A 20,290-nucleotide genomic window follows, 5' to 3' on the forward strand; every position below is an offset into this window, starting at 1 on the left:
GTGTCGAGCACGGTCGCGGGCCCCTTCGCCGTTCTCGGCCCGGGTCAGCTCGCGGGGTCGCCCCGGCGCACCGACAGCAGGTCCTCCAACTGCTCCTCGCGCGCCTGCGCGGCCACGAACAGCAGCTCGTCACCGGCCTCCAGGGTCTCCTCGGTGCTCGGCGTCAGCACCCGTTGCCCCCGGATGATGGTGACCAGCGAGGTGTCCTCGGGCCAGGCCACGTCGCCGACCTGGGTGCCGGCCAGTGCCGACTCCGGCGGCAGCGTCAGCTCGACCAGGTTGGCGTCACCGTGGCTGAAGCGCAGCAGCCGGACCAGATCGCCGACGCTCACCGCCTCCTCGACCAGGGCCGACATCAGACGCGGCGTCGAGACCGCGACATCGACGCCCCAGGCCTCGTTGAACAGCCACTCGTTCTTCGGGTTGTTGACCCGGGCGACGACCCTCGGCACGCCGTACTCGGTCTTGGCGAGCAGCGACACGACCAGGTTGACCTTGTCGTCACCGGTCGCGGCGATCACGACGTTGCAGCGCTGGAGCGCCGCCTCGTCGAGCGAGGTGATCTCGCAGGCGTCCGCCAGCAGCCACTCGGCCATCGGCACCCGCTCCACCGAGATGGCCGTCGGCGCCTTGTCGACCAGCAGCACCTCGTGGCCGTTCTCCAGCAGCTCGCCCGCGATGGAACGCCCCACCGCACCGGCCCCGGCAATCGCGACACGCATCAGTGACCGCCCTCCTCAGGGCCCTCGGCGAAGGCCGCCTCGACCTTCGCGACCTCGTCCGTACGCATCATCACGTGGACGAGGTCGCCCTCCTGCAGCACCGTCTGCGAGGTGGGCAGTATGGCTTCGCCCAGCCGGGTGAGGAACGCCACGCGGACGCCCGTCTCCTCCTGGAGCGTGCTGATCTTGTGGCCGATCCAGGACGGAGTGGTGTGCACCTCCGCGAGCTGCACCCCGCCGCTCGGATCGCGCCACAGCGGCTCGGCGCCCGAGGGCAGCAGCCGCCGCAGCATCTGGTCCGCCGTCCAGCGCACCGTGGCGACCGTGGGGATCCCGAGCCGCTGGTAGACCTCGGCGCGCCGAGGGTCGTAGATCCGCGCCGCGACATTCTCGATGCCGAACATCTCGCGGGCCACCCGGGCGGCGATGATGTTCGAGTTGTCGCCGCTGCTCACCGCGGCGAACGCCCCGGCCTCCTCGATGCCCGCCTCGCGGAGGGTGTCCTGGTCGAAGCCGACCCCCGTGACGCGCCGTCCGCCGAAGCCGGACCCGAGGCGGCGGAAGGCCGTGGGGTCCTGATCGACGACGGCGACCGTGTGCCCCTGCTGCTCCAGGGTCTGCGCGAGAGCGGCCCCCACTCGCCCGCAGCCCATGATGACGATGTGCACCTTGCGCCTACCTCGCAGTCCTGGTCGTCCGGCTGACCTGCGAAAACACCCTGCTCACACTTCTTTCTCAGCTTGCCGGGCAAACAACGGGGCAACGGTGTGTCCCGTTGCCCAGGATGAGCTTATGCGGACCGGGATGCGATGCCTCATCCGAGTGGGCCTTCGACGCGCCCCGGCCGACGGGCGGCGGGGCCGGGGATCGCCCCGGGCCGGCCCTTGAATACCCGCGCAACAGACATCTAACATGTCAGTTCATGGAGACCTTGCGACCTGTCCGGCGGACGCTGCTGAGGGACACCGCGTACGAGGCGATCCGCGACGCCATCGTCCGCGGTGACCTCCCGCCCGGTGCTCCCGTCCGCGACGCCGATCTGGCCGAACGGCTCGGGCTCTCCCGGGCCCCCGTCCGCGACGCCCTCGCCCGGCTCGGTGCGGAGGGGCTCGTCGAGTCCAAGCCGCAGAGCTACACCAGGGTGACGCGGCTGGTGCCCCGCGATGTCCGGGAGGCGGCCGCCGTCGTACGGGCCATGCACGAACTGGCCGCCCGGGTCGCGGTGCCCCGCCTCGTCGGTGCGGACATCACCGTGATGCGCACGGCCAACCACCGCTTCCGGGACGCCGTCGGCCGCGGCGACGTGGCGGCCGCGCTGCACGCCGACGACCTGATCCACGACGTCCTGGTCGCCGCCTGCGACAACCACGCGGTGACCGCCACGATCGAGCGCTACACCCCGCTGATCCGGCGTCTGGAGTGGCGGCGGTTCGGCACGGCCGGAACCGCGCACGGCTCCGCGGAGCTGCACGACCGGCTGATCGACGCGTGCGAGGCGGGCGACGCCGAGGCGGCGGCCCGGATCACCGCCGAGATCTGGCGGGCGCTCGAAGAACTCGCCGACGAGCCGGACGGAAGCGTCGAGCCGGACGGAAGCGCCGAGCCGGACGAAACGAGCGCGCCGGACAGGTCCGGCGCGTAACCGCCCCGAAGCCCCCCCCGCTTACCTCTACGCACCCCACCCCCCCCACGAGTCAGGCAAGCAGAGCCACACCCTCTACCCATCAGCCAGGGAGCCCATGTGACCGCCGCAACGCCCACCTCGCCGTCCTCCCCGCAGAGCACCTCCGCCCCTACCCCCTCCTCGTACCCCTCCGCCGTACCGTCCCTCCCCGGGCACCCGCGCCACCCCCTGCTCTTCGGTCCTTCCCCCGTCCACCGGCTCGATCGCCTGACCGAGCACCTCGGCGGCGCGGAGATCTGGGCCAAGCGGGAGGACTGCAACTCGGGCATCGCCTACGGCGGCAACAAGACCCGCAAGCTCGAGTACCTGGTCGCCGACGCCCTCGCACAGGGCTGCGACACGCTGGTGTCCATCGGCGGCATCCAGTCCAACCACACCCGCCAGGTCGCGGCGGTCGCCGCCCGCGCCGGACTCGCCTGCGTACTCATCCAGGAGAGCTGGGTCGAGTGGCCCGACGCCGTCTACGACAGGGTCGGCAACATCCTGATCAGCCGGCTGGCGGGCGCCGACGTACGGCTGGTGCGCGCCGGGTTCGGCATTGGCGTCAAGGAGAGCTGGGAGCAGGCGCTGCGCGAGGTGGAGGAGAGCGGCGGCAAGCCGTACGCCATCCCCGCGGGCGCCTCCGACCACCCGCTGGGCGGGCTCGGCTTCGCCGGCTGGGCGTACGAGGTCGCCGAGCAGGAGCGTGCGCTCGGCGTGTTCTTCGACACCGTGGTGGTGTGCTCGGTGACCGGCTCCACCCAGGCGGGCATGGTCGCGGGCTTCGCCGCGCTGGAGGAGGCGGGCGCCCGCCCCCGGCGCGTCCTGGGCATCGACGCCTCCGCCGAGCCCGCCCGCACCCGCGAGCAGATCGCCCGGATCGCGGCGGGCACCGCACGGCTCATCGGGGTGCGCCGGGAGCTCACCACCGCCGATGTCGAGCTGGACGAGCGCTACCACGCGGGCACCTACGGCATCCCGGACGACGCCACCCTCGACGCGATGCGGCTCGCCGCCCGCACCGAGGGGATGGTCACCGACCCCGTGTACGAGGGGAAGTCGATGGCCGGAATGGTCGATCTCGTGGCGCGCGGCGAGATCCCCCGCGACTCCACCGTTCTCTACGCACATCTCGGCGGACAGCCCGCGCTCAACGGATACAGCGCGCTTTTCGCGGATTCCTGACCGGGGCCCGGCCCCCGCCTCCAGGCACCCGGTGGCCGGCACTCGGTAGTGAGCCCCCGGTACTCGGCCGAAGCGCAAGGATTTCGTTAAGGATTTCGTGGCGTTTTCGGCCGAGTGCAGGAGATTGCAGGGTAGTGGCGGTGGCGCGTCCGAACCCTCCGGACGAAACGCTTACGATCCTCTGCGTGTCCAAACTGACCGACCTGCCCAAACGGATTCTGATCGGGCGGGCGTTGCGCAGCGACAAGCTGGGAGAAACGCTCCTCCCCAAGCGCATCGCACTTCCCGTCTTCGCATCCGACCCGCTGTCCTCGGTGGCGTACGCGCCAGGAGAAGTTCTCCTGGTGCTCTCCGTCGCGGGCGTGTCGGCCTACCACTTCAGCCCCTGGATCGCGCTCGCGGTCGCGGTGCTGATGTTCACGGTCGTCGCTTCGTACCGACAGAACGTGCGCGCCTACCCGAGCGGTGGCGGCGACTACGAGGTCGCCACCACCAACCTCGGCCCCAAGGCCGGGCTGACGGTGGCCAGCGCGCTGCTCGTCGACTACGTGCTGACCGTCGCGGTGTCGATCGCCTCCGGGGTGGAGAACCTCGGCTCGGCGATTCCGTTCGTCGTCGAGCACAAGACGGTCTGCGCGACCGTCGCCATCGTGCTTCTGACGCTGATGAATCTGCGCGGCGTCAAGGAATCCGGAAAGCTCTTCGCCATTCCCACGTACCTGTTCGTGGCAGGCGTCTTCATCATGATCGCCTGGGGCGCGTTCCGGGGGCTCGTGCTCGGCGACACCATGAACGCGCCGACCGCCGGTTTCGAGATCAAGGCGGAACACCAGGGCCTCGCCGGATTCGCGCTGGTCTTCCTGCTGCTGCGGGCCTTCTCCTCCGGATGTGCCGCCCTCACCGGCGTCGAGGCGATCAGCAACGGCGTACCCGCGTTCCGCAAACCGAAGAGCAAGAACGCCGCGACCACCCTCGCGATGATGGGCCTGCTGGCCGTCACCATGTTCTGCGGCATCATCACCCTGGCCATGGCCACCGATGTGAAGATGGCCGAGAACCCGGCCCGGGACCTGATCGACCACGGTGTCCCGGTCGGCTCCTCGTTCGTGCAGGACCCGGTGATCTCGCAGGTCGCGGCCGCCGTCTTCGGCAAGGGCAGCCTCCTGTTCGTCGTCCTCGCCGCCGCCACCGCGCTCGTCCTCTTCCTCGCCGCGAACACCGCGTACAACGGCTTCCCGCTGCTCGGCTCGATCCTCGCGCAGGACCGCTACCTGCCCCGCCAGCTCCACACCCGCGGCGACCGGCTCGCCTTCTCCAACGGCATCGTGCTGCTGGCGGGCGCGGCCATCCTGCTGACCTGGATCTACGGGGCGGACTCCACCCGCCTGATCCAGCTCTACATCGTCGGCGTCTTCGTCTCCTTCACCCTCAGCCAGACCGGCATGGTCCGGCACTGGAACCGTCATCTGAAGACGGAGAAGGACGCGGCCAAGCGCCGCCACATGAAGCGGTCCCGAGCGATCAACACCTTCGGGGCCTTCTTCACCGGCCTCGTACTGGTCGTCGTGCTCGCGACCAAGTTCACCCACGGCGCCTGGGTGGCCCTCCTCGGCATGGTGATCTTCTACGGCACGATGACCGCGATCCGCCGCCACTACGACCGGGTCGCCGAGGAGATCGCCGCCGACGAGACCCCGTCCGACGAGACGATGAGGCCCTCCCGGGTCCACTCGATCGTCCTGGTCTCCAAGCTCCACCGGCCCACCCTGCGCGCCCTCGCCTACGCCAAGCTGATCCGTTCCGACCAGCTGGAGGCGCTGTCCATCAGCGTCGACCCGGCCGAGACCAAGGCGCTCAAGGACGACTGGGAGCGGCGCGGCATCGACATCCCGCTGAAGATCCTCGACTCCCCGTACCGCGAGGTGACCCGGCCGGTCATCGACTACGTGAAGAGCCTGCGCCGGGAGAGCCCGCGCGACGTGGTGAGCGTCTACATCCCGGAGTACGTGGTCGGCCACTGGTACGAGCACCTGCTGCACAACCAGAGCGCGCTGCGCCTCAAGGGCCGCCTGCTGTTCACTCCGGGCGTCATGGTGACCTCGGTGCCGTACCAGCTGGAGTCCTCCGAGGCGGCCAAGAAGCGTGCCAGGAAGCGCGCCGAGTGGAACGCGCCGGGCTCGGTGCGCCGCGGCCCCGTGGAACGCAGGCCCAAGGAGCCCAGCGGCAAGGGCTGACCGCCCCACCGCTCTCCGCCCTCCCGCCCCGCTCGTGGTGAACGGCCGGACGACACCCACGTAGACTCGTGGGTTGTTGTCCGGCCGTTTCCCCCTTGATCTCTGGAGCCACCCCCTCATGCAGAACGAACCCACGTTGTCGCTGGTCGGGGAGGAGTACGAGGTCGAGGTCGGCCCCGTCGCGCACGGCGGCCACTGCATCGCCCGCACCGACGGGGGCCGGGTCCTCTTCGTACGGCACACGCTCCCCGGCGAGAAGGTCGTGGCGCGCGTCACCGACGGCGACAGCGACTCCCGCTTCCTGCGCGCCGACGCGGTACGGATCATCGAGGCCTCCAAGGACCGCGTTGAGGCACCGTGCCCGTACGCCGGACCCGGCAAGTGCGGCGGCTGCGACTGGCAGCACGCCAAGCCGGGCGCCCAGCGCCGCCTCAAGGGCGAGGTCATCGCCGAACAGCTCCAGCGCCTCGCGGGCCTCACCCCGGAGGAGGCGGGCTGGGACGGCACGGTCATGCCGGCCGAGGGTGACAAGCTCCCGGCGGGCGAGGTGCCCGCCTGGCGCACCCGGGTCCAGTACGCCATCGACGAGGAGGGCCGGGTCGGCCTGCGCAAGCACCGCTCGCACGACGTGGAGCCGGTCGAGCGCTGCCTGATCGCGGCGCCCGGCGTCACGGAGCTGGGCATCGAGAAGCGGGAGTGGCCGGGCATGGCCTCGGTGGAGGCCATCGCCGCCACCGGCTCCCACGACCGTCAGGTCATCCTGACCCCGCGGCCGGGGGCCCGGCTCCCGCTCGTCGAGCTGGACAAGCCGGTCTCCGTGATGCGCGTCGACGAACGCGACGGCGGCGTCCACCGGGTGCACGGCCGCGCCTTCGTCCGCGAACGCGCCGACGACCGCACCTACCGGGTCGGCTCCGGCGGCTTCTGGCAGGTCCACCCGCAGGCCGCCAACACCCTGGTGCGCGCGGTCATGCAGGGCCTGCTGCCCCGCAAGAACGACACGGCCCTCGACCTCTACTGCGGCGTCGGCCTGTTCGCCGGCGCCATCGGCCAGCGCATCGGCGAGAAGGGCGCCGTCCTCGGCATCGAGTCCGGCAAGCGCGCGGTGGAGGACGCCCGCCACAACCTCAAGGACCTGGACCGCGTCCGCATCGAACACGGCAAGGTCGACCAGGTCCTCCCGCGCACCGGCATCACCGAATGCGACCTGATCGTCCTCGACCCGCCCCGCGCCGGCGCCGGCAAGGCCACCGTCCGCCACCTCTCCACCCTCGGCGCCCGCCGCATCGCCTACGTCGCCTGCGACCCGGCCGCCCTCGCCCGCGACCTGGCGTACTTCCGCGAGGGCGGCTACCGGGTGCGGACGCTGCGAGCGTTCGACCTGTTCCCGATGACGCACCATGTGGAGTGCGTGGCGATTCTGGAACCCATCGCAAAGGGTGCCTGACCTGCGGGTTTGGGTGATGTGCGTTGTGAGCGTTATGGGCGATGTCTTGACGCCGAGATGACGCTCTGTGAGACATCCTGACGCTCGTTCTGATGGAGTGTCAGGAGTTGGTTCTTGCGGATGGCGGTTGGAGAGGCGCCGCTTGCGGGAGCGGGGCCCTTGTGGATGGGGTCCCGCACCAGATACAGCCGGCGGTCGATCAGCGTTCGCCCGAGCGGGGCCGCACAGGCGAGAAAGACACCGACCTGGCAGTTCTCCGTGCGACCGGCGGTACCGGAGTACTGCCGCTGCACCCCGGACGAGCCGGTGCCCTTCTTCAGGAAGCCGGTGTCGTCCATGATCAGGGCCGCATCCGGGTCGCCCAGACGCTCTGCCACATCGGCGCGGACAACGTCTTCTTCGTCGTCAGATCCGACGAAGACGCCTCATCGGCTCGCTTGACGCAAGTCTGATTCTTCGTCGGCAGTTTGCCGCTGGCCAGGTACCTGTTGACCTCCGCGTCCACGCAGGCGTTGCCGTAGCGGCCGAAGAGGGCGTGCCGGTTGGCGCCCTTGAGGGTGAGCAGCCTGGAGCCGGGCAGCTGCTCGTGCAGGGTCACGCTGCTCTTGTAGGTGGTGCGGGGGTCGCCGGTGGCTGCCACGATCAGTACCGGGGCGTCGCGGCGGACCCGGGTGGGTTCCTCGCGGGGGCGGTCCCAGAAGGCGCAGGGGCCGATGTTGTTGGTCATGGGTCCGAACACCGGGTGCGAGGCCCGGCTGCGTTCGATGTCGCGCCAGTAGACCTCGGGGTCGCGCGGGGCGGCCACGTCCCCGCAGAGGACCGCGGCCTGGACTCCGGACGGTTCGGCCGCGCCGCGCAGTAGGTACCGGAGTGTCGCGGCGAAGTCCGGCGAGAGCGGCGTCGGCGCCGCGCCCCGTGCGGCCCTGCTCAGCACGGCCAGCTGCTCGGCGAGGAACGTCCGGGCCGGGTCGGTGTCGTCCCCGATGCCGGAGTAGAGGAGGACCGGCACCTGGGTGTCGTCGATCCGGAAGGTGTCCGAGCCGGTGCCGACGGTCAGCGGGCCGCTGGCGGACGCCTCGAGGACGCGGTCGACGGTGGTGAGCACTTGGGCGCGGGTGCGGCCGAGGCCGTATCCGGCGTCGCGGTCCGCCACCCACGCGGCCCAGGCGGACAGCGCCTTCTCGCTCGCTCGCTCGGTGCCCCTCGTCAGGCGGGGGCCGTAGTAGGCGGGGGCGACCGCGCCATCGAGCACGAAGCGGTCGTAGCGACCAGGGAACATCTGGGTGTAAACCATGCCCAGGTAGGTTCCGTACGAGTAGCCGAGGTAGGAGATCTTCCGCTCGCCGAGCGCGCTGCGGACCACATCCATGTCACGGGCCGTGTTGCGGGTGCTGATGTACGGCAGCACCGAGGCGTCGTGGGTTCGGCACTTCTTGGCAAGGCTCTTCTGCAGGGCGACCTGGCGGTCGAAGCCTGCCCGGCTGGTGCCGGCCGAGAACCAGGACGTGCCGACGGGCCAGCCGCAGTCCAGTGGGGTGCTGCGGCCGACGAAGCGGGGGTCGAAGCCGACGATGTCGTAGCGCGCGCCGACATCCTTCATCGCCTTGCGGACATCCGGCGGCGACTGGACCGAAGGTCCGCCCGGCCCGCCGTTGTTCAGCAGGATCGATCCGATGCGGTGGTGGGTGTCAGTGGCCTTGAGCCGGGATATCGCGACGGTGATCGTGCGCCCCGCGGGGTGGGCGTAGTCGAGCGGCACGGTGACGTCCGCGCACTGCGCACCGGCCTTGTCCAGATCGCGGCCCGTCGTGTCGACGGGGCCCGTGACGCAGCTGCCCCAGGCGAGGTGCTGCCGGTGGTACTGGTCGAGCCCGGCCCCGGTGCCGTTCCTGGCGGGGGCCCCAGAAGCTGAGGCCGGGGCGGGGGATGTGATGAAGCAGGCGGCGAGGGTGAGACTCACGACGGAGGCGCGCCGCGCGGTGGGGCTGAGGATGGTCACGGAATTCCTTGGGTGGTGGTGGGCCGGTGGCGTGGAACGCGGTGTACAGGGCGACGCGGAAGCCGGCTTCGGCTCGGTGCCGGGCCGCGCGCGATTTCAAGATTTCCGGCGGGCTTCCGGGGCGTTTCCGACGGCTCCTGAAACATCTGGTGGCCGTCACAAGCGCGCACGCTCAACCATGCGAGGCCACGCCGGACAGACGAGGTGCTCACGGGTCGCCTGAGTCGTTCGGTCAGTCCGCCATCACGACTCGGTCGGGTTCCGGGGCAGGGGCGTTCGTACGGTGCTGCGAGTGCCCGCCCTCGGTGGGCCGTGGGCGGACCGGCCACCAGATGCTCCGTCCGAGGAGTGCGGCAAGCGCGGGGACCAGCACCAGCGAGAGGACGAGCGCGGAGAGCAGGATTCCGAGCGTCACCGCGAAGGCGATCTGCTCGTTCCCCGGGTTCGTGGCGAGGGTGGCGAAGGATCCTGCAAGGACCAGGCCCGCGGTCGCGATGGCCGGTGAGGTGTGCTGCACCGCGCGCGCCACGGCGGCGCGGGCCGGGCCCGGTCGCTGCATCTCCTCCCGGATCCGGTCGGCGATCAGGATGTTGTAGTCGGTACCCAGGGCCACGACGAACAGGAACAGCACCAGCGGGAGGGTGAAGCCGACCCCCGGATTGCCGAGGCCGTGCTGGAACAGCAGCGTGGCGGCGCCGAGGGTGGCGGCGAAGCCGAGCCCGACGGAAAGCATCAGGACCAGGGGCGCGAGCAGGCTCCGCAGGAGCAGCAGGAGGATCAGCGCGATCAGTGCGGCCGCGACCGGGAACACGGTCCTCAGGTCGTGGTCGACGGCGGTGGAGATGTCGGCGTAGATCGCCGCCGTTCCGCCCACGTGCGCCGTCGTTCCGGCAGGTGTGTGCCGGGCGACCGCTGCCCGCACGGGTCCGGAAGCCAGGTCGCGGGCCTGCTGGCTCTGCGGGGCCGCGGTCGGGTAGAGGTCGATCCGAGCGGCGCGGTGGTCCTTGTTCAGGACGGTCCGTGCGACCTGGCCCACGCCCTTGACCTGGGTGAGAGCGCGGGAGAGGCCGTCGAGTCGGCCTGCGGTGAGGATGCCGCCGCCAGTGGCGGTGACGAAGACGCTCGTCGGGTCCGACACTCCGGCCGGCAGCGCACGGGATATCTCGGTCGCGGTGGCCGCCGCAGGGGTGCTGGCAGCGGCGTTGCCCTGGCCGTAGTCCATGCGGATCCCGATCAGCCCGGCGGCCAGCGCGGCAAGCAGGGCGACAGAGGCGAACGTCATCGTCATCGGTCGTCGTGCGACCCGCACCCCGAAGCGGGCGACACGGCTCACGCCGGGCTCGTGGCCAAGGGCCTTGGAGGGCCAGAACATCTTGCGCCCGGCGGCCGCGAGCAGCGCCGGCAGCAGGGTGAGGCTGCCGAGCAGCATCACCAGAACCGCGACGGCGACGGCGGGGCCCAGCGAGCGGAACTGGCCGAAGGTCGCCACGCCCAGCGTGGCGAACCCGGCCACGATGGTCAGCGCCGCCGAGGTGATCGTGGTGCCTACCCGTCCCGAGACCTGCCCGGCCGCCTCGCGGGCGGACTGCTCCGGCCGGGCGCGCAGTTGCTCGCGAAAGCGGAACAGCAGGAACAGCAGGTAGTCGATGCCGATGCCGAGCAGGACCACGCTGATCAGATCAGGGGTGCCCGCGTCGAGCTTGAGCCCGGTGAGTACCGCGGCACCCGCGAGGGCTCCCCCCGCCACGCCGGTGATCATGGCGACCGCGACCAGCGGCAGCAGGGCCGCCAGCACGCTGCGGAACACCAGCACGTTGATCAGCAGGATGAGCCCCATGAGGAGGGCGCCCCCGACCTTCGCGGCGGTCTCGTGGGAATCGGTGGTGTCGACGGTGTCGGCGAGACTTCCGGTGAAGCCGGTGCGCATCCCCGCCTTGGAGAACTGCGTCCGGGCGGCGTCCCGGAAGGCCCGGTAGACGCCCTGGACCCCCTTGTCCGTGCGGTTCCCGATCAGCTCGACGGAGAGCAGTTCGAAACTCCGGTCGGGTGCCACCATCGCCGGGGCGATCCGGGGTGTCTGGGAGCGGTCCGGGACCAGGAATTTCGGTCTGTCGTCCTCCCTGGGCATGATCACCCGGCGCTGCGCCAGCTTCGCCGCCCCGGCCTCGATCCGCTTCTGGTCGGCGGTGCCGAGAGCCTTGCCGTCGGACCGGGCGACCAGCATCGTCACGGTGATGGCGTCGGGGTTCACCCCGAACTGCTCCTCGGCGATCTCCAGGGCGGCGGCCGAGTCGTAGCTCCTGGGCAGGAAATCCCCGGTCCGGTTCTGGGTGACGCGGCCGATCAGTGCAGGGGCCAGGGCGCTCAGCACGACACCCAGCACCGCCCAGAGGGCGATGACTTTCCACGGGTGTCTGGTGGAGTATCCGGTCAGGGCGCGGATCACGATGTCCTCCGGCGGACGGACTTGCATGCGGACGTCTGCCGGGGGCTCCCGGCCGGTATCCAGACCATCACCCCGAGGGGCCGGGAAACGTCCTGGCAGCGGATGATCCGGGCCGGGGCCCTGGGTCCTGCCCCGGCCAGGGACCAGGACCCTGGTCCTGGTCCCGGTCCCTGGCCTGGTCGCGGGCCGCGAGCTGCCGCCGACGGCGCTGCCTCCAGTACTTCCGCCGCTGTGCAACTCTGTACCGGAGGCCGTAAGGCCGGATACAGGGAGAACAGACATGCGCAGGCGCCGACACATCGGGCCCGGCGATGCCCAGGAGCCGCTGCGCATCGACAGCGCCGGGCCGCCGTGGTCCCGCAACGACGCACTCGTGACCGGCGGGGCCTGCGCGATGAATCTGCTCAGCTACGTGTTCTTCGACGACCCCGACGGCCGGTACGCCGTGAGCGTGGCAGGGTTCCTCCTCGTCGCGCTGGCAGCCCTGCCGCTGCTCGTCCGGCGCAGCCACCCGGTGGTGGCGCTCGCTGCCGTACTGGCACTCGATACGACAGCCACCCTGACCGCGCCGCTGCCCAGACACTTCGGTGCCGTCCTGCTGGTCGCCCTGTACTCGGTCGCCAGGGCCCGCACCGGCCGGGTGACAGCGGTCGCGGCCGTCGCGACGGTGTCGCTGACGTTGCTGAGCCAGAGCCACGGCCGGATTCCGCCCTGGCAGGACGCCGCTGTCACGCCCCTCTCCGCCCTGATCGTCGTCGGCACCGCTCTGGCGGTCAACCGCTGGCAGCGGGAGGTGACGGCGAACCGCAGGCTTCTCGCCGACCGAGCGGTGGCCGACGAACGCCGCCGCATCGCACGGGAGTTGCACGACATCGTGGCCCACCACATCACCACCATGCAGCTGATGGCCGGCGGAGCCCGGGCCAACCTCGCCCGACCGGAGGTGGTCCGGGACGCCCTGATCACCCTGGAATCCTCCGGGCGGCTCGCCCTGCGCGAGATGCGCCAGCTCCTCGATGTGCTGCGGGCCGGTGAAGAACCGGAGTCCGCACCGTCGCAGCCCCAGCCGGGCATCGACGACCTCGACCGTCTGGTGGCCGAATCCCGCCTTGCCGGACTGCCGGCCGAGTTCAGCGTCCACGGGCCGCAGCGCCCACTCCCGCCGACCATCGGCCTCACGGTGTTCAGGATCACCCAGGAAGCGCTCACCAACGCTCGCAAGTACGCGGGGCCCGCCCGCGCTTCGGTACGGCTGACGTATCGCCAGGACGGGGTCACCGTCGAAGTGCGGGACGACGGTGGGAGCACACTGCCGCGGCAGGGGGCTTCGTCGGTGGGCTCGGGCGGTTACGGCCTGATCGGCATGCGCGAGCGCGTAGCCCTGCACGGCGGCACCCTCGCCGTCGGCCCGCAGGCCGACGGCGGATTCGCAGTGGTGGCCGATCTGCCGCTGACCACGGACGAGGCGGTCGAAGCAGCCGTCCAGCACGAGGGGGCACACCGATGACCGGGACCCGGCCGGACACACCGAGGATCAGAGTGCTGATCGCGGACGACCAGCCGCTGGTCCGGCGAGGCCTGTCGCTGATCCTCTCTCCCGACCCGTCCATCGAGGTCGTGGGAGAAGCCGAGGACGGCGCGCAGGCTGTCGCCCTCGCCCGCCGGCTGCGCCCCGACGTGGTGGTGATGGACATCCGGATGCCCGTCCTCGACGGTGTCGGCGCGACCGGGGAACTGGCCGCCACCTTGCCCGGTTGCCGGGTCCTGGCCCTCAGCACCTTCGACATGGACGAGTACGTCGTGGGCGCTCTGCGCGCCGGAGCCTGCGGGTTCCTGCCCAAGGACAGCTCGCCGGAGGACCTGAGCGCGGCGATCCGCACCGTCCACGCAGGTGAGGCCGTCGTCGCGCCGCGTCTGCTCACCCGGCTGATCTCCACCTACGTACGAACCCTTCACGGTGCGCCGCAGCCACTCCCCACCGACCTGGGCGAATTGACACCCCGGGAGGTCGAGGTGTGGCATCTGATGGCCACTGGTCTCGACAACGCCGAGATCGCCCACGACCTGCACCTCAGCGTCTCCACGGTCAAGAACTACATCACCAGCATCTTCGGCAAGCTCGACGTCCGTGACCGTGCCCAGGCGGTCATCGCGGCCTACGAATCGGGGCTGGTCACCGCCCGCGCGGCAACCGGCAACCCGCGCGGCGACGCAAACCCCGCATAGCTGGGTCACCGGCTGGGCCTGCCCCGGCGGTTGGCCGGCGACGCGAGCCCGTCGGCCGGCCCCGGTCCGGGACCTCTTGAGTCGATCTGGATGCCGTCCACCGCGTGGGTGTGCCGGGTGTACGGGCCGAGGTGCGCGAGGCCGGTCGGATACGACGCGGCGCGCCCGGGATCGCCGATGCGGATTCCTCAGGGAAGCCGCAGCACCAGCCCATCGACGACGCGCTGACGGCTGTGTACCGGGAAGCGACGCGCGGCAGATGAACGCCCCGGGTGAAGAGCGGCGCGCAGGCCCCGGGCTCCCACCAGCGGGGTCAGAGCGCCGCGTGCCCGGCGGCGTACTCGGCGGCTGCTCCCGGACCCGGGGGGTAGCCCTACCCGGAGCCCGCCGGGTAGCGGGATCGTCCGGGGCGGTCGCATCCGGAAATACTGGTTCCGGTACATACCGCTGTTTCCCATTGTTTGTAGAGGAGTTGGCTCGTGCGCGAGCAGGCATCGCAGAGGGTTCGTTCTTCCGGGCAGCGGCGGGGCCGCCGACGCGGAGCCGGGGCCGCACTGGTCGTGGGCGCCTTGACGGTGGGTGTACTGGCATCGCCCGCGGCGTCCGCCGCCCCCGGGCCGGACACCGTCCAGCAGGGCCTGAACGCACTGCTGCACTCCGATGGCCTGCCCGCCGCGCTGGCGAGCGTCACGGACCGTGCGGGGCATACCAGTACCTACACCGCAGGAGTCGGTGATCTGGCCACCGGCTCGAAGGTACCCAGGGACGGGCAGGTGCGGATCGGCAGCAACACCAAGACGTTCACCGCGGTGGTCGTGCTGCAACTGGTCGGCGAAGGGAAGATCCGCCTCGACGCACCGGTCGACGACTATCTGCCGGGGCTGGTACACGGGGAGGGCATCGACGGACGCCGCATCACTGTCCGTCACCTCCTCCAGCACACCAGCGGACTCCCCAATTACACCAACTACCTCGGCGACGACGTCCGGTATTTCGCCCCCCGCGAGCTTCTCGGCATCGCTCTCCAGCACAAGGCCGACTTCGACCCCGGGAAGGGCTGGAAGTACAGCAACACGAACTATGTACTGGCCGGGCTGATCGTCGAGAAGGTCACCCGCCACACTCTCGCCAGTGAGATGGACCGGCGCATCATCAAGCCCATCGGTCTGCACCACACCTACTTCCCGGCCCCGGGCGACGCCACCATCCGTGAGGCCCATCCCAAGGGCTACTACCGGGTTTCGGCCGACGTGCCGTTGGTCGATGTCACGGAGATCGACCCTTCCTGGGGGTGGGCCGCAGGTCAGTTGGTCTCCACCGACTCCGATCTCAACCGGTTCTTCACCGCGCTCCTGTCCGGCGACCTCCTCCAGGAAGCCCAGCTCACCCAGATGCGCACCAGCACCGAACCCGCCGACGCCACTTTCGGCCCCGGCGCACGCTACGGACTGGGGCTCGTGAGCAAACCACTGCCGTGCGGCGGCCTCTACTGGGGCCATGGCGGCAGCTTCCCGGGCTACGAGACCAGGGGAGGCGCCACCGACGACGGTCGCGCCGCCAACGTCGCAGTCACCATGCAGCTGTCCGACGAGGCGTCCAGGAAGCGTGTCGACCATGTCGTGAACAGAGCCCTGTGCCGTTGAACGCCTGACAGCACTCCTGCGGCCGCGCCTGACAGCGGTCCGCCCGCACCCGGCCGGGGACGGCTCCCCGGCATCTCGTAATGCCCGCCAAGCGCGCACAGACGGCGGCCGCGGCTGCCGACTACGGGGGCGGGCTCGGCGCGGAGCCGGCCACGCGGCACACCGGCATGATCGCCCTGATCCGGTTCGAGGCCCCGCGCACCACGCCGGCTTCCCCCCGGACAGAGGTCGGCGAAGCCCTCGTCCGTGAACAGCTCGCCCAGCCCGTCCTGGATCCGCGTGGCCAAGCCGCCTTTCGGGAACGCGGCCCGTGCCCCCTCGGGCCGTCTCCTCAGGTGCCCCGCCGCTCTTCATCGAGTGCAGCGACACCGACACCCTCCCCAAACACAACGTCGGCCTTCACGACCACAACGGATCACGAAGGCCGACGTCGAACTCGCCCCCGATCGTAGCCACGGCCGTATCCACCCGGACGGCAAGGCGTATCCGTCCATATCCACCGCGCGCAGGCCCGATCCTGGCAAACCCCGGCAAATTCTTGGCGCCCGCGCGGTACAGCCCACCAGGCTGGTCCCCGGCAACGGATTACCGGAGATTCAGGGGGCGCAGGCATGACGACGGTGGACAACGCGGGGGCTGGCGACGACGACGTCCAGGCGGTGCGCCGCTGGGTGCGGCTCTCGTGCACCGAGCCGGGCACCCATCTGCCCGCACTGGCCGAGATCGCGGGGGACCTGCGGCTGTCGACGGACGCGGTCCGCTCCGCGCTTCAGCAGCTCGCCACCGAGGGGATGGTGACCCTGTTCGAGGGCTACCGCCTCTACAGCGTCGGTACCACGACGCCGACCGAGCGCGCCTACCGACTGCTGCGCACCGCGATCCACCGCAGCTACGAGCCCGGCGAACGGTTCATGACCCGCTACGACATCGGGCAGCACTTCGACATCGGCGGCAAGGAGGCCGCGGCCGCCGTACGCCAGCTCATTGCCGAAGGGCTGCTCACCGGGCCGCGCGGGCAGTACGTCAACGCCTTCAGCCCCGCACAGCAGCGCCGACGCGTGAAACAGCTGCGCGAGCGCGCCAGCCAGCTGCGGCGCGAGGCCCTGGAACTGATGCGGGCCGCGCGGGAGATCGAGCAGGAGCTGCCCACCGGCGGCGACGCCCGGCCGACGTGACCACGCACCGGTCGTGATCAACGACCAGGCCGCCGGGCTCGGCAGCGGTCGTAGTAGGTGCGGGAGGCGGGGTCGTGCAGGGCGGCGGACGCGGAGAGGAACATCGCGCGTTTGAGCTGCCGGTTTCCGCCGCGGGGTGCGTGTTCGCCGTGGATCAAGATGCCCGACTGCGTGGTGGCGGGGCGGGGCGAGGCCGGCGTAGGAGGCGAGGTGCGCGGCGGTGGGGAAGCTGGTGCCATCGCCGACGGTGACCAGCAGGACGGCGGCGGTCCTGACGCCGACGCCGGGCATCCGGGCAGCGAGTGATGGCTCGATGGCGCTGGGTGGAGGCGGCGTCCATGGCGGTAACGCCCGCGCCCCCGCACTTGGTCAGGAATGAGCACTGAATATGCACTCTCGGTCATCGTGAACGGTGTTGACATCATGACACTTAGTAGCACTTCGTTACCTTGGGTTATTTTGCCTGGTGGTGGGCATCTTTGAGGTGTGAAACTGGGGGATGTCGAGCGGCTCCGGGGCGAGTTGGCGGAGTTCGTGGGTGATGTGTTCGGGTCGTTGCCGCGGCAGGATCAGCACCGGTGGGGTGCGTGTTATCTGCGCGGTCTGATGCTGGACGGGCGGCGTAAGTCAGAACCCAACGAAGCAGTACTAGGCTTCTGATGGGCGCATCATGGGTGATTGGCGACTGTCGGGCGGAGATCTCAGCTGTGTCGCGGTGGGCCCCTTGAAGTGGCTGGGGTACTGGCTGCCGAGCTGTTGGCTGCCTCTGCCCATCCGCTTCTCGGTAGTGATGTTCCATGAAGAGTCACACTTCAGGTGCGGCCGGCTGAGGCGACGCCTTCCGCCCGTCTGGTCGGCGAAAGAGCTTCGGTTGCCGTGCTGTCCGAGCCCATGCGCTTCGTATCAGCCGCTGAGCAAGAAGACCGCCTGCGGTGGGACGTAAATCTCCATGCTGCCGGGCCTCAAGGGGTACCCAGTGACGCGCACCGCGTGATTCAGCCGCGATCGTCACAGTTCTGGCCGACAGCCATGGTGATGTTTCCGATTGGGCAGGTCTTACCTAAGATCACCACAACCGAACCGCGGCCCGACGGGCTTCCTGGACAGGACATGCCCCCACCCGCACGAGTCACTCGTGCCCTGGGGGAACCACCTCGTGTCCATGCTCCTGCTGAAGCTGTCGGCGCAGGATCTGCTCGCTCTGCACAGGCGCCGCCACATGGTGTCGCACCTCGCCGCACGGTGGCGGTACTTCCGCGGCTCGGATGCCTCGGTCACCGAGCGCTGCGCCTGGGCCGAGAGTCTGATCAGCCTCGCGAACGACCTGGTTGCCGCTGATCGCGGGAACGTGGAGATGGTTGTCGAGTGTGCTGCCACGCTCGATGAATCCGAACGTCCGGAGCCCCGGCTCATCGATGTCGTTCTCGTCGGCCGACATCCGCACGAGAACCGGCCGTCCGTACAGCTCGTCGAATTGAAGCGGTGGTCGACGGTGACCCGGATCGAGCGCGCCACCGCTGACCTCGTGTACGTGCCGCGCTTGGGCGACAAGCCGGGTACGGGTGACAAGAAGCATCCGACGCTGCAGTTGTGTGAGTACTACGAGGCATTCGCGAGCAGTCGGGGCCCCTTCGGGAACGCCGCATTCGAGTGCGGCGGCTTCGCGTACCTTCACAACGCCACGGAGGATTCCGTGCGTCCGTTGATAGGTTTGGACGCGCCGACGGGTGCGTACGCCCGTGTGTACACCGCCGACCGGCGTGCTCAACTCCTCAACGACCTGAGGGAGAGTTTTGCCGCAGAGGGCGGGGCCACGGAGGCCGAGACCATGCTGCGGACCATGGGTCTGCGTAATACACCGCTGCTCGACGCCATGAACTGGTCCCGGGGTGACGACACCGTCTTCACCCTGCGCGGGCGGCAGAAGGTGGTGGCGGACGACATTCTGGATGCGGCGTCCAAAGTCCTTCCCGACCCCGAGCAGCCCGCTCTGGTTCCGGACGAGAGGCGCGTGATCTTCCTGGTGACTGGAGGCGCCGGTACGGGCAAGAGCGCCATCGGTCTTCAGGTGAAGGCGAAGCTCGAGGGACAGGGACGGACGGTGAAGTACGCCAGCGGAAGCAGGGCGTTCAATGCAGCCATTCAGGAGCACGTCGGTTACGGGGACAAGCAGTTCAGGGAGACGTTCACTTACTTCAGCAGCTTCGTTGAACCCCGCGAAACCTCGCTGGACCTTCTGATCTGCGATGAGGCGCACCGTCTGCGCGACCACTCGACGAACCAGTACTGGTCGGAGGAGGAACGGGAGAAGTGGGGGAAGGGCCCACAGGTGGACGAGCTCCTGGACGCTTCGCGTCTGACGGTGTTCTTCCTGGACGAGGGTCAGTCCGTGCGCCCGAACGAAGTCGGCACCGTCCGGCTGATCAAGGATGCGGCCGAGCGCTACGACGCCAAGCTGCTCGAGTACCGTCTGCGCGAGCAGTACAGGTGCGGTGGCAGCGGCGCCTACATCCACTGGGTGCGCGCCGTGCTCGGAGTTACGGACGAGGTACCGGAGCTCTGGCGGCCGGATGGGCTGATGCACGTTGAGGTCGTGGACACTCCGGAGGAGCTCGAAAGGATCATCCGGACGGAGGCCCGGGCGGGCGCGTCCGCGCGTATGGTCGCGGGCTATTGCTGGCCTTGGACGGAGCCGGTGGGCGAGGAGAAGCGCTTGGAGGCCGATGTCCGGATCGGCGACTGGCACCGGCCATGGAATGCGAAGAGCGAAACCTATTGTGCGGACGGGGTGCCGCCGTCGGACATCTGGTCCGTCCACGCCAACGGCCTCGGTCAGATCGGCTGCGTATACACGGCACAAGGCCTGGAATGGGACTGGTGCGGTGTGATCATGGGAGAGGACATGGTGCGCCGGGGCGACAAGTGGGTGTTCCAACGGGGCAAGGACCGCAAAGAAGGACCGGATTCGAAGATCAAGCGTGTCGATCTGCCGGGTTCGCTCGACCCGAAGGTGAGCGCCCCCAGCGTCGACGACGACGATTTCGCGCGGCTCGTCCGCCAGGCGTACCACGTGCTGCTGACCCGGGCGAGCCGGGCCACGGTGCTGTACTCCACGGATGAGGAGACCCGCGCCTATCTGAAGGGGCTGGCAGGACAGGTGGAGATCCATGGACTTCGCCCCACTTGGCGGAACCTTCCGAAGGAGGCACGCCCGCCCCACCTGCCGCGGGCGAACGGGAGGCGGCGCCGCAAGCGGGAGAAGGCGTCGGGCTCGGAACTCCGGCTGTTCTGACACCCGGATCCGGGTAGTGGAGTGACGGGCTCGCCGGGCCCGCCACCTACCTGCGTCAGAAGAGCAGGTCTGCCACCGCGGTCAAGGCTGTCACCAGAAGGCTGGATACGACTCCGACAGCGATGTCGATCAGAATCTCGCGGATCCGTTCACGACGCGCAGGCTTGTACTCGACAGTGCTCATGTCGGCCTTTCAGGTTGATGCGATCTGAATGGCAGGGGGCGCCCTGCGGGCAGCCACGCTCGCGCCGTATGTCG

At 69.9% G+C, this 20,290-nt stretch carries 14 protein-coding genes and 3 pseudogenes; 10 read left to right on the forward strand and 7 right to left on the reverse strand.

All coding sequences use genetic code 11. The annotated features are described in order from the left end of the window. Positions 1 to 44 precede the first annotated feature (44 nt). Positions 45 to 722: a potassium channel family protein gene (locus ACFCV8_RS23370; protein ID WP_376687361.1), complete on the reverse strand. Its 678-nt coding sequence runs from the start codon at positions 720 to 722 to the stop codon at positions 45 to 47. Beyond that, complete coding sequence (locus ACFCV8_RS23375; protein ID WP_362617779.1) at positions 722 to 1,390, reverse strand: TrkA family potassium uptake protein; 669 nt, start codon at positions 1,388 to 1,390, stop codon at positions 722 to 724. Before ACFCV8_RS23375 ends, ACFCV8_RS23370 begins: the two co-directional genes overlap by 1 nt. Positions 1,391 to 1,644: 254 nt before the next feature. On the opposite strand from ACFCV8_RS23375, the gene ACFCV8_RS23380 reads away from it, so the two are divergent. The 4 genes from ACFCV8_RS23380 (at position 1,645) to ACFCV8_RS23395 (ending at position 7,251) form a co-directional block, all read left to right on the forward strand. Beyond that, positions 1,645 to 2,364 carry a GntR family transcriptional regulator gene (locus ACFCV8_RS23380; RefSeq protein WP_376687362.1) on the forward strand — a complete coding sequence of 240 codons (720 nt, stop codon included), beginning with the start codon at positions 1,645 to 1,647 and terminating at the stop codon, positions 2,362 to 2,364. A gap of 210 nt (positions 2,365 to 2,574) precedes the next feature. Further along, positions 2,575 to 3,570: a 1-aminocyclopropane-1-carboxylate deaminase gene (locus ACFCV8_RS23385; RefSeq protein WP_376687377.1), complete on the forward strand. Its 996-nt coding sequence runs from the start codon at positions 2,575 to 2,577 to the stop codon at positions 3,568 to 3,570. Between the two features lie 185 nt (positions 3,571 to 3,755). Beyond that, positions 3,756 to 5,804: an APC family permease gene (locus ACFCV8_RS23390; protein WP_376687363.1), complete on the forward strand. Its 2,049-nt coding sequence runs from the start codon at positions 3,756 to 3,758 to the stop codon at positions 5,802 to 5,804. A gap of 118 nt (positions 5,805 to 5,922) precedes the next feature. Next, positions 5,923 to 7,251 carry a class I SAM-dependent RNA methyltransferase gene (locus tag ACFCV8_RS23395; RefSeq protein ID WP_376687364.1) on the forward strand — a complete coding sequence of 443 codons (1,329 nt, stop codon included), beginning with the start codon at positions 5,923 to 5,925 and terminating at the stop codon, positions 7,249 to 7,251. A gap of 179 nt (positions 7,252 to 7,430) precedes the next feature. Here ACFCV8_RS23395 and ACFCV8_RS23400 read toward each other — a convergent pair. The 3 genes and pseudogenes from ACFCV8_RS23400 to ACFCV8_RS23410 form a co-directional block, all read right to left on the reverse strand. Further along, positions 7,431 to 7,649 (reverse strand): annotated as a pseudogene (locus ACFCV8_RS23400) (transposase); the annotation flags it as partial. After that, on the reverse strand, positions 7,592 to 9,250 hold the full coding sequence (locus ACFCV8_RS23405) for an alpha/beta hydrolase (RefSeq protein ID WP_376687365.1): 1,659 nt from the start codon (positions 9,248 to 9,250) through the stop codon (positions 7,592 to 7,594). The pseudogene ACFCV8_RS23400 and the gene ACFCV8_RS23405, both read right to left, overlap by 58 nt. Before the next feature lie 232 nt (positions 9,251 to 9,482). Continuing rightward, positions 9,483 to 11,723, reverse strand: a complete 2,241-nt coding sequence (locus ACFCV8_RS23410; protein WP_376687366.1) for an MMPL family transporter — start codon at positions 11,721 to 11,723, stop codon at positions 9,483 to 9,485. Between the two features lie 253 nt (positions 11,724 to 11,976). Between ACFCV8_RS23410 and ACFCV8_RS23415 the strand changes: the two genes are divergently transcribed. The 4 genes from ACFCV8_RS23415 to ACFCV8_RS23430 all read left to right on the forward strand — a co-directional run bounded on the left by ACFCV8_RS23415 (position 11,977) and on the right by ACFCV8_RS23430 (position 16,740). After that, complete coding sequence (locus ACFCV8_RS23415; RefSeq protein ID WP_376687367.1) at positions 11,977 to 13,203, forward strand: sensor histidine kinase; 1,227 nt, start codon at positions 11,977 to 11,979, stop codon at positions 13,201 to 13,203. Continuing rightward, complete coding sequence (locus ACFCV8_RS23420; RefSeq protein ID WP_376687368.1) at positions 13,200 to 13,922, forward strand: response regulator; 723 nt, start codon at positions 13,200 to 13,202, stop codon at positions 13,920 to 13,922. Before ACFCV8_RS23415 ends, ACFCV8_RS23420 begins: the two co-directional genes overlap by 4 nt. A 479-nt stretch (positions 13,923 to 14,401) precedes the next feature. Next, on the forward strand, positions 14,402 to 15,565 hold the full coding sequence (locus ACFCV8_RS23425) for a serine hydrolase domain-containing protein (protein ID WP_376687369.1): 1,164 nt from the start codon (positions 14,402 to 14,404) through the stop codon (positions 15,563 to 15,565). Between the two features lie 611 nt (positions 15,566 to 16,176). Continuing rightward, a complete protein-coding gene (locus ACFCV8_RS23430; RefSeq protein WP_376687370.1) occupies positions 16,177 to 16,740 on the forward strand; it encodes a GntR family transcriptional regulator in 564 nt (187 codons plus the stop codon). Between the two features lie 32 nt (positions 16,741 to 16,772). Here the strand turns inward: ACFCV8_RS23430 and ACFCV8_RS23435 are convergent. Further along, a pseudogene (locus ACFCV8_RS23435) lies at positions 16,773 to 17,031 on the reverse strand (transposase); the annotation flags it as partial. A 195-nt stretch (positions 17,032 to 17,226) separates the two neighbouring features. Between ACFCV8_RS23435 and ACFCV8_RS23440 the strand changes: the two are divergent. Further along, positions 17,227 to 17,370, forward strand: a pseudogene (locus ACFCV8_RS23440) (IS701 family transposase); the annotation flags it as partial. Positions 17,371 to 17,902: 532 nt separating this feature from the next. Then, a complete protein-coding gene (locus ACFCV8_RS23445; protein WP_376687378.1) occupies positions 17,903 to 20,032 on the forward strand; it encodes a DUF2075 domain-containing protein in 2,130 nt (709 codons plus the stop codon). Between the two features lie 55 nt (positions 20,033 to 20,087). Here the strand turns inward: ACFCV8_RS23445 and ACFCV8_RS23450 are convergent, their stop codons facing one another. Next, on the reverse strand, positions 20,088 to 20,216 hold the full coding sequence (locus ACFCV8_RS23450; RefSeq protein ID WP_376687371.1) for a DUF6408 family protein: 129 nt from the start codon (positions 20,214 to 20,216) through the stop codon (positions 20,088 to 20,090). Between the last annotated feature and the right edge of the window lie 74 nt (positions 20,217 to 20,290).

Origin of the sequence: Streptomyces sp. NPDC056347 (assembly GCF_042262625.1) — a bacterium.
Classification (GTDB): Bacteria; Actinomycetota; Actinomycetes; order Streptomycetales; family Streptomycetaceae; genus Streptomyces.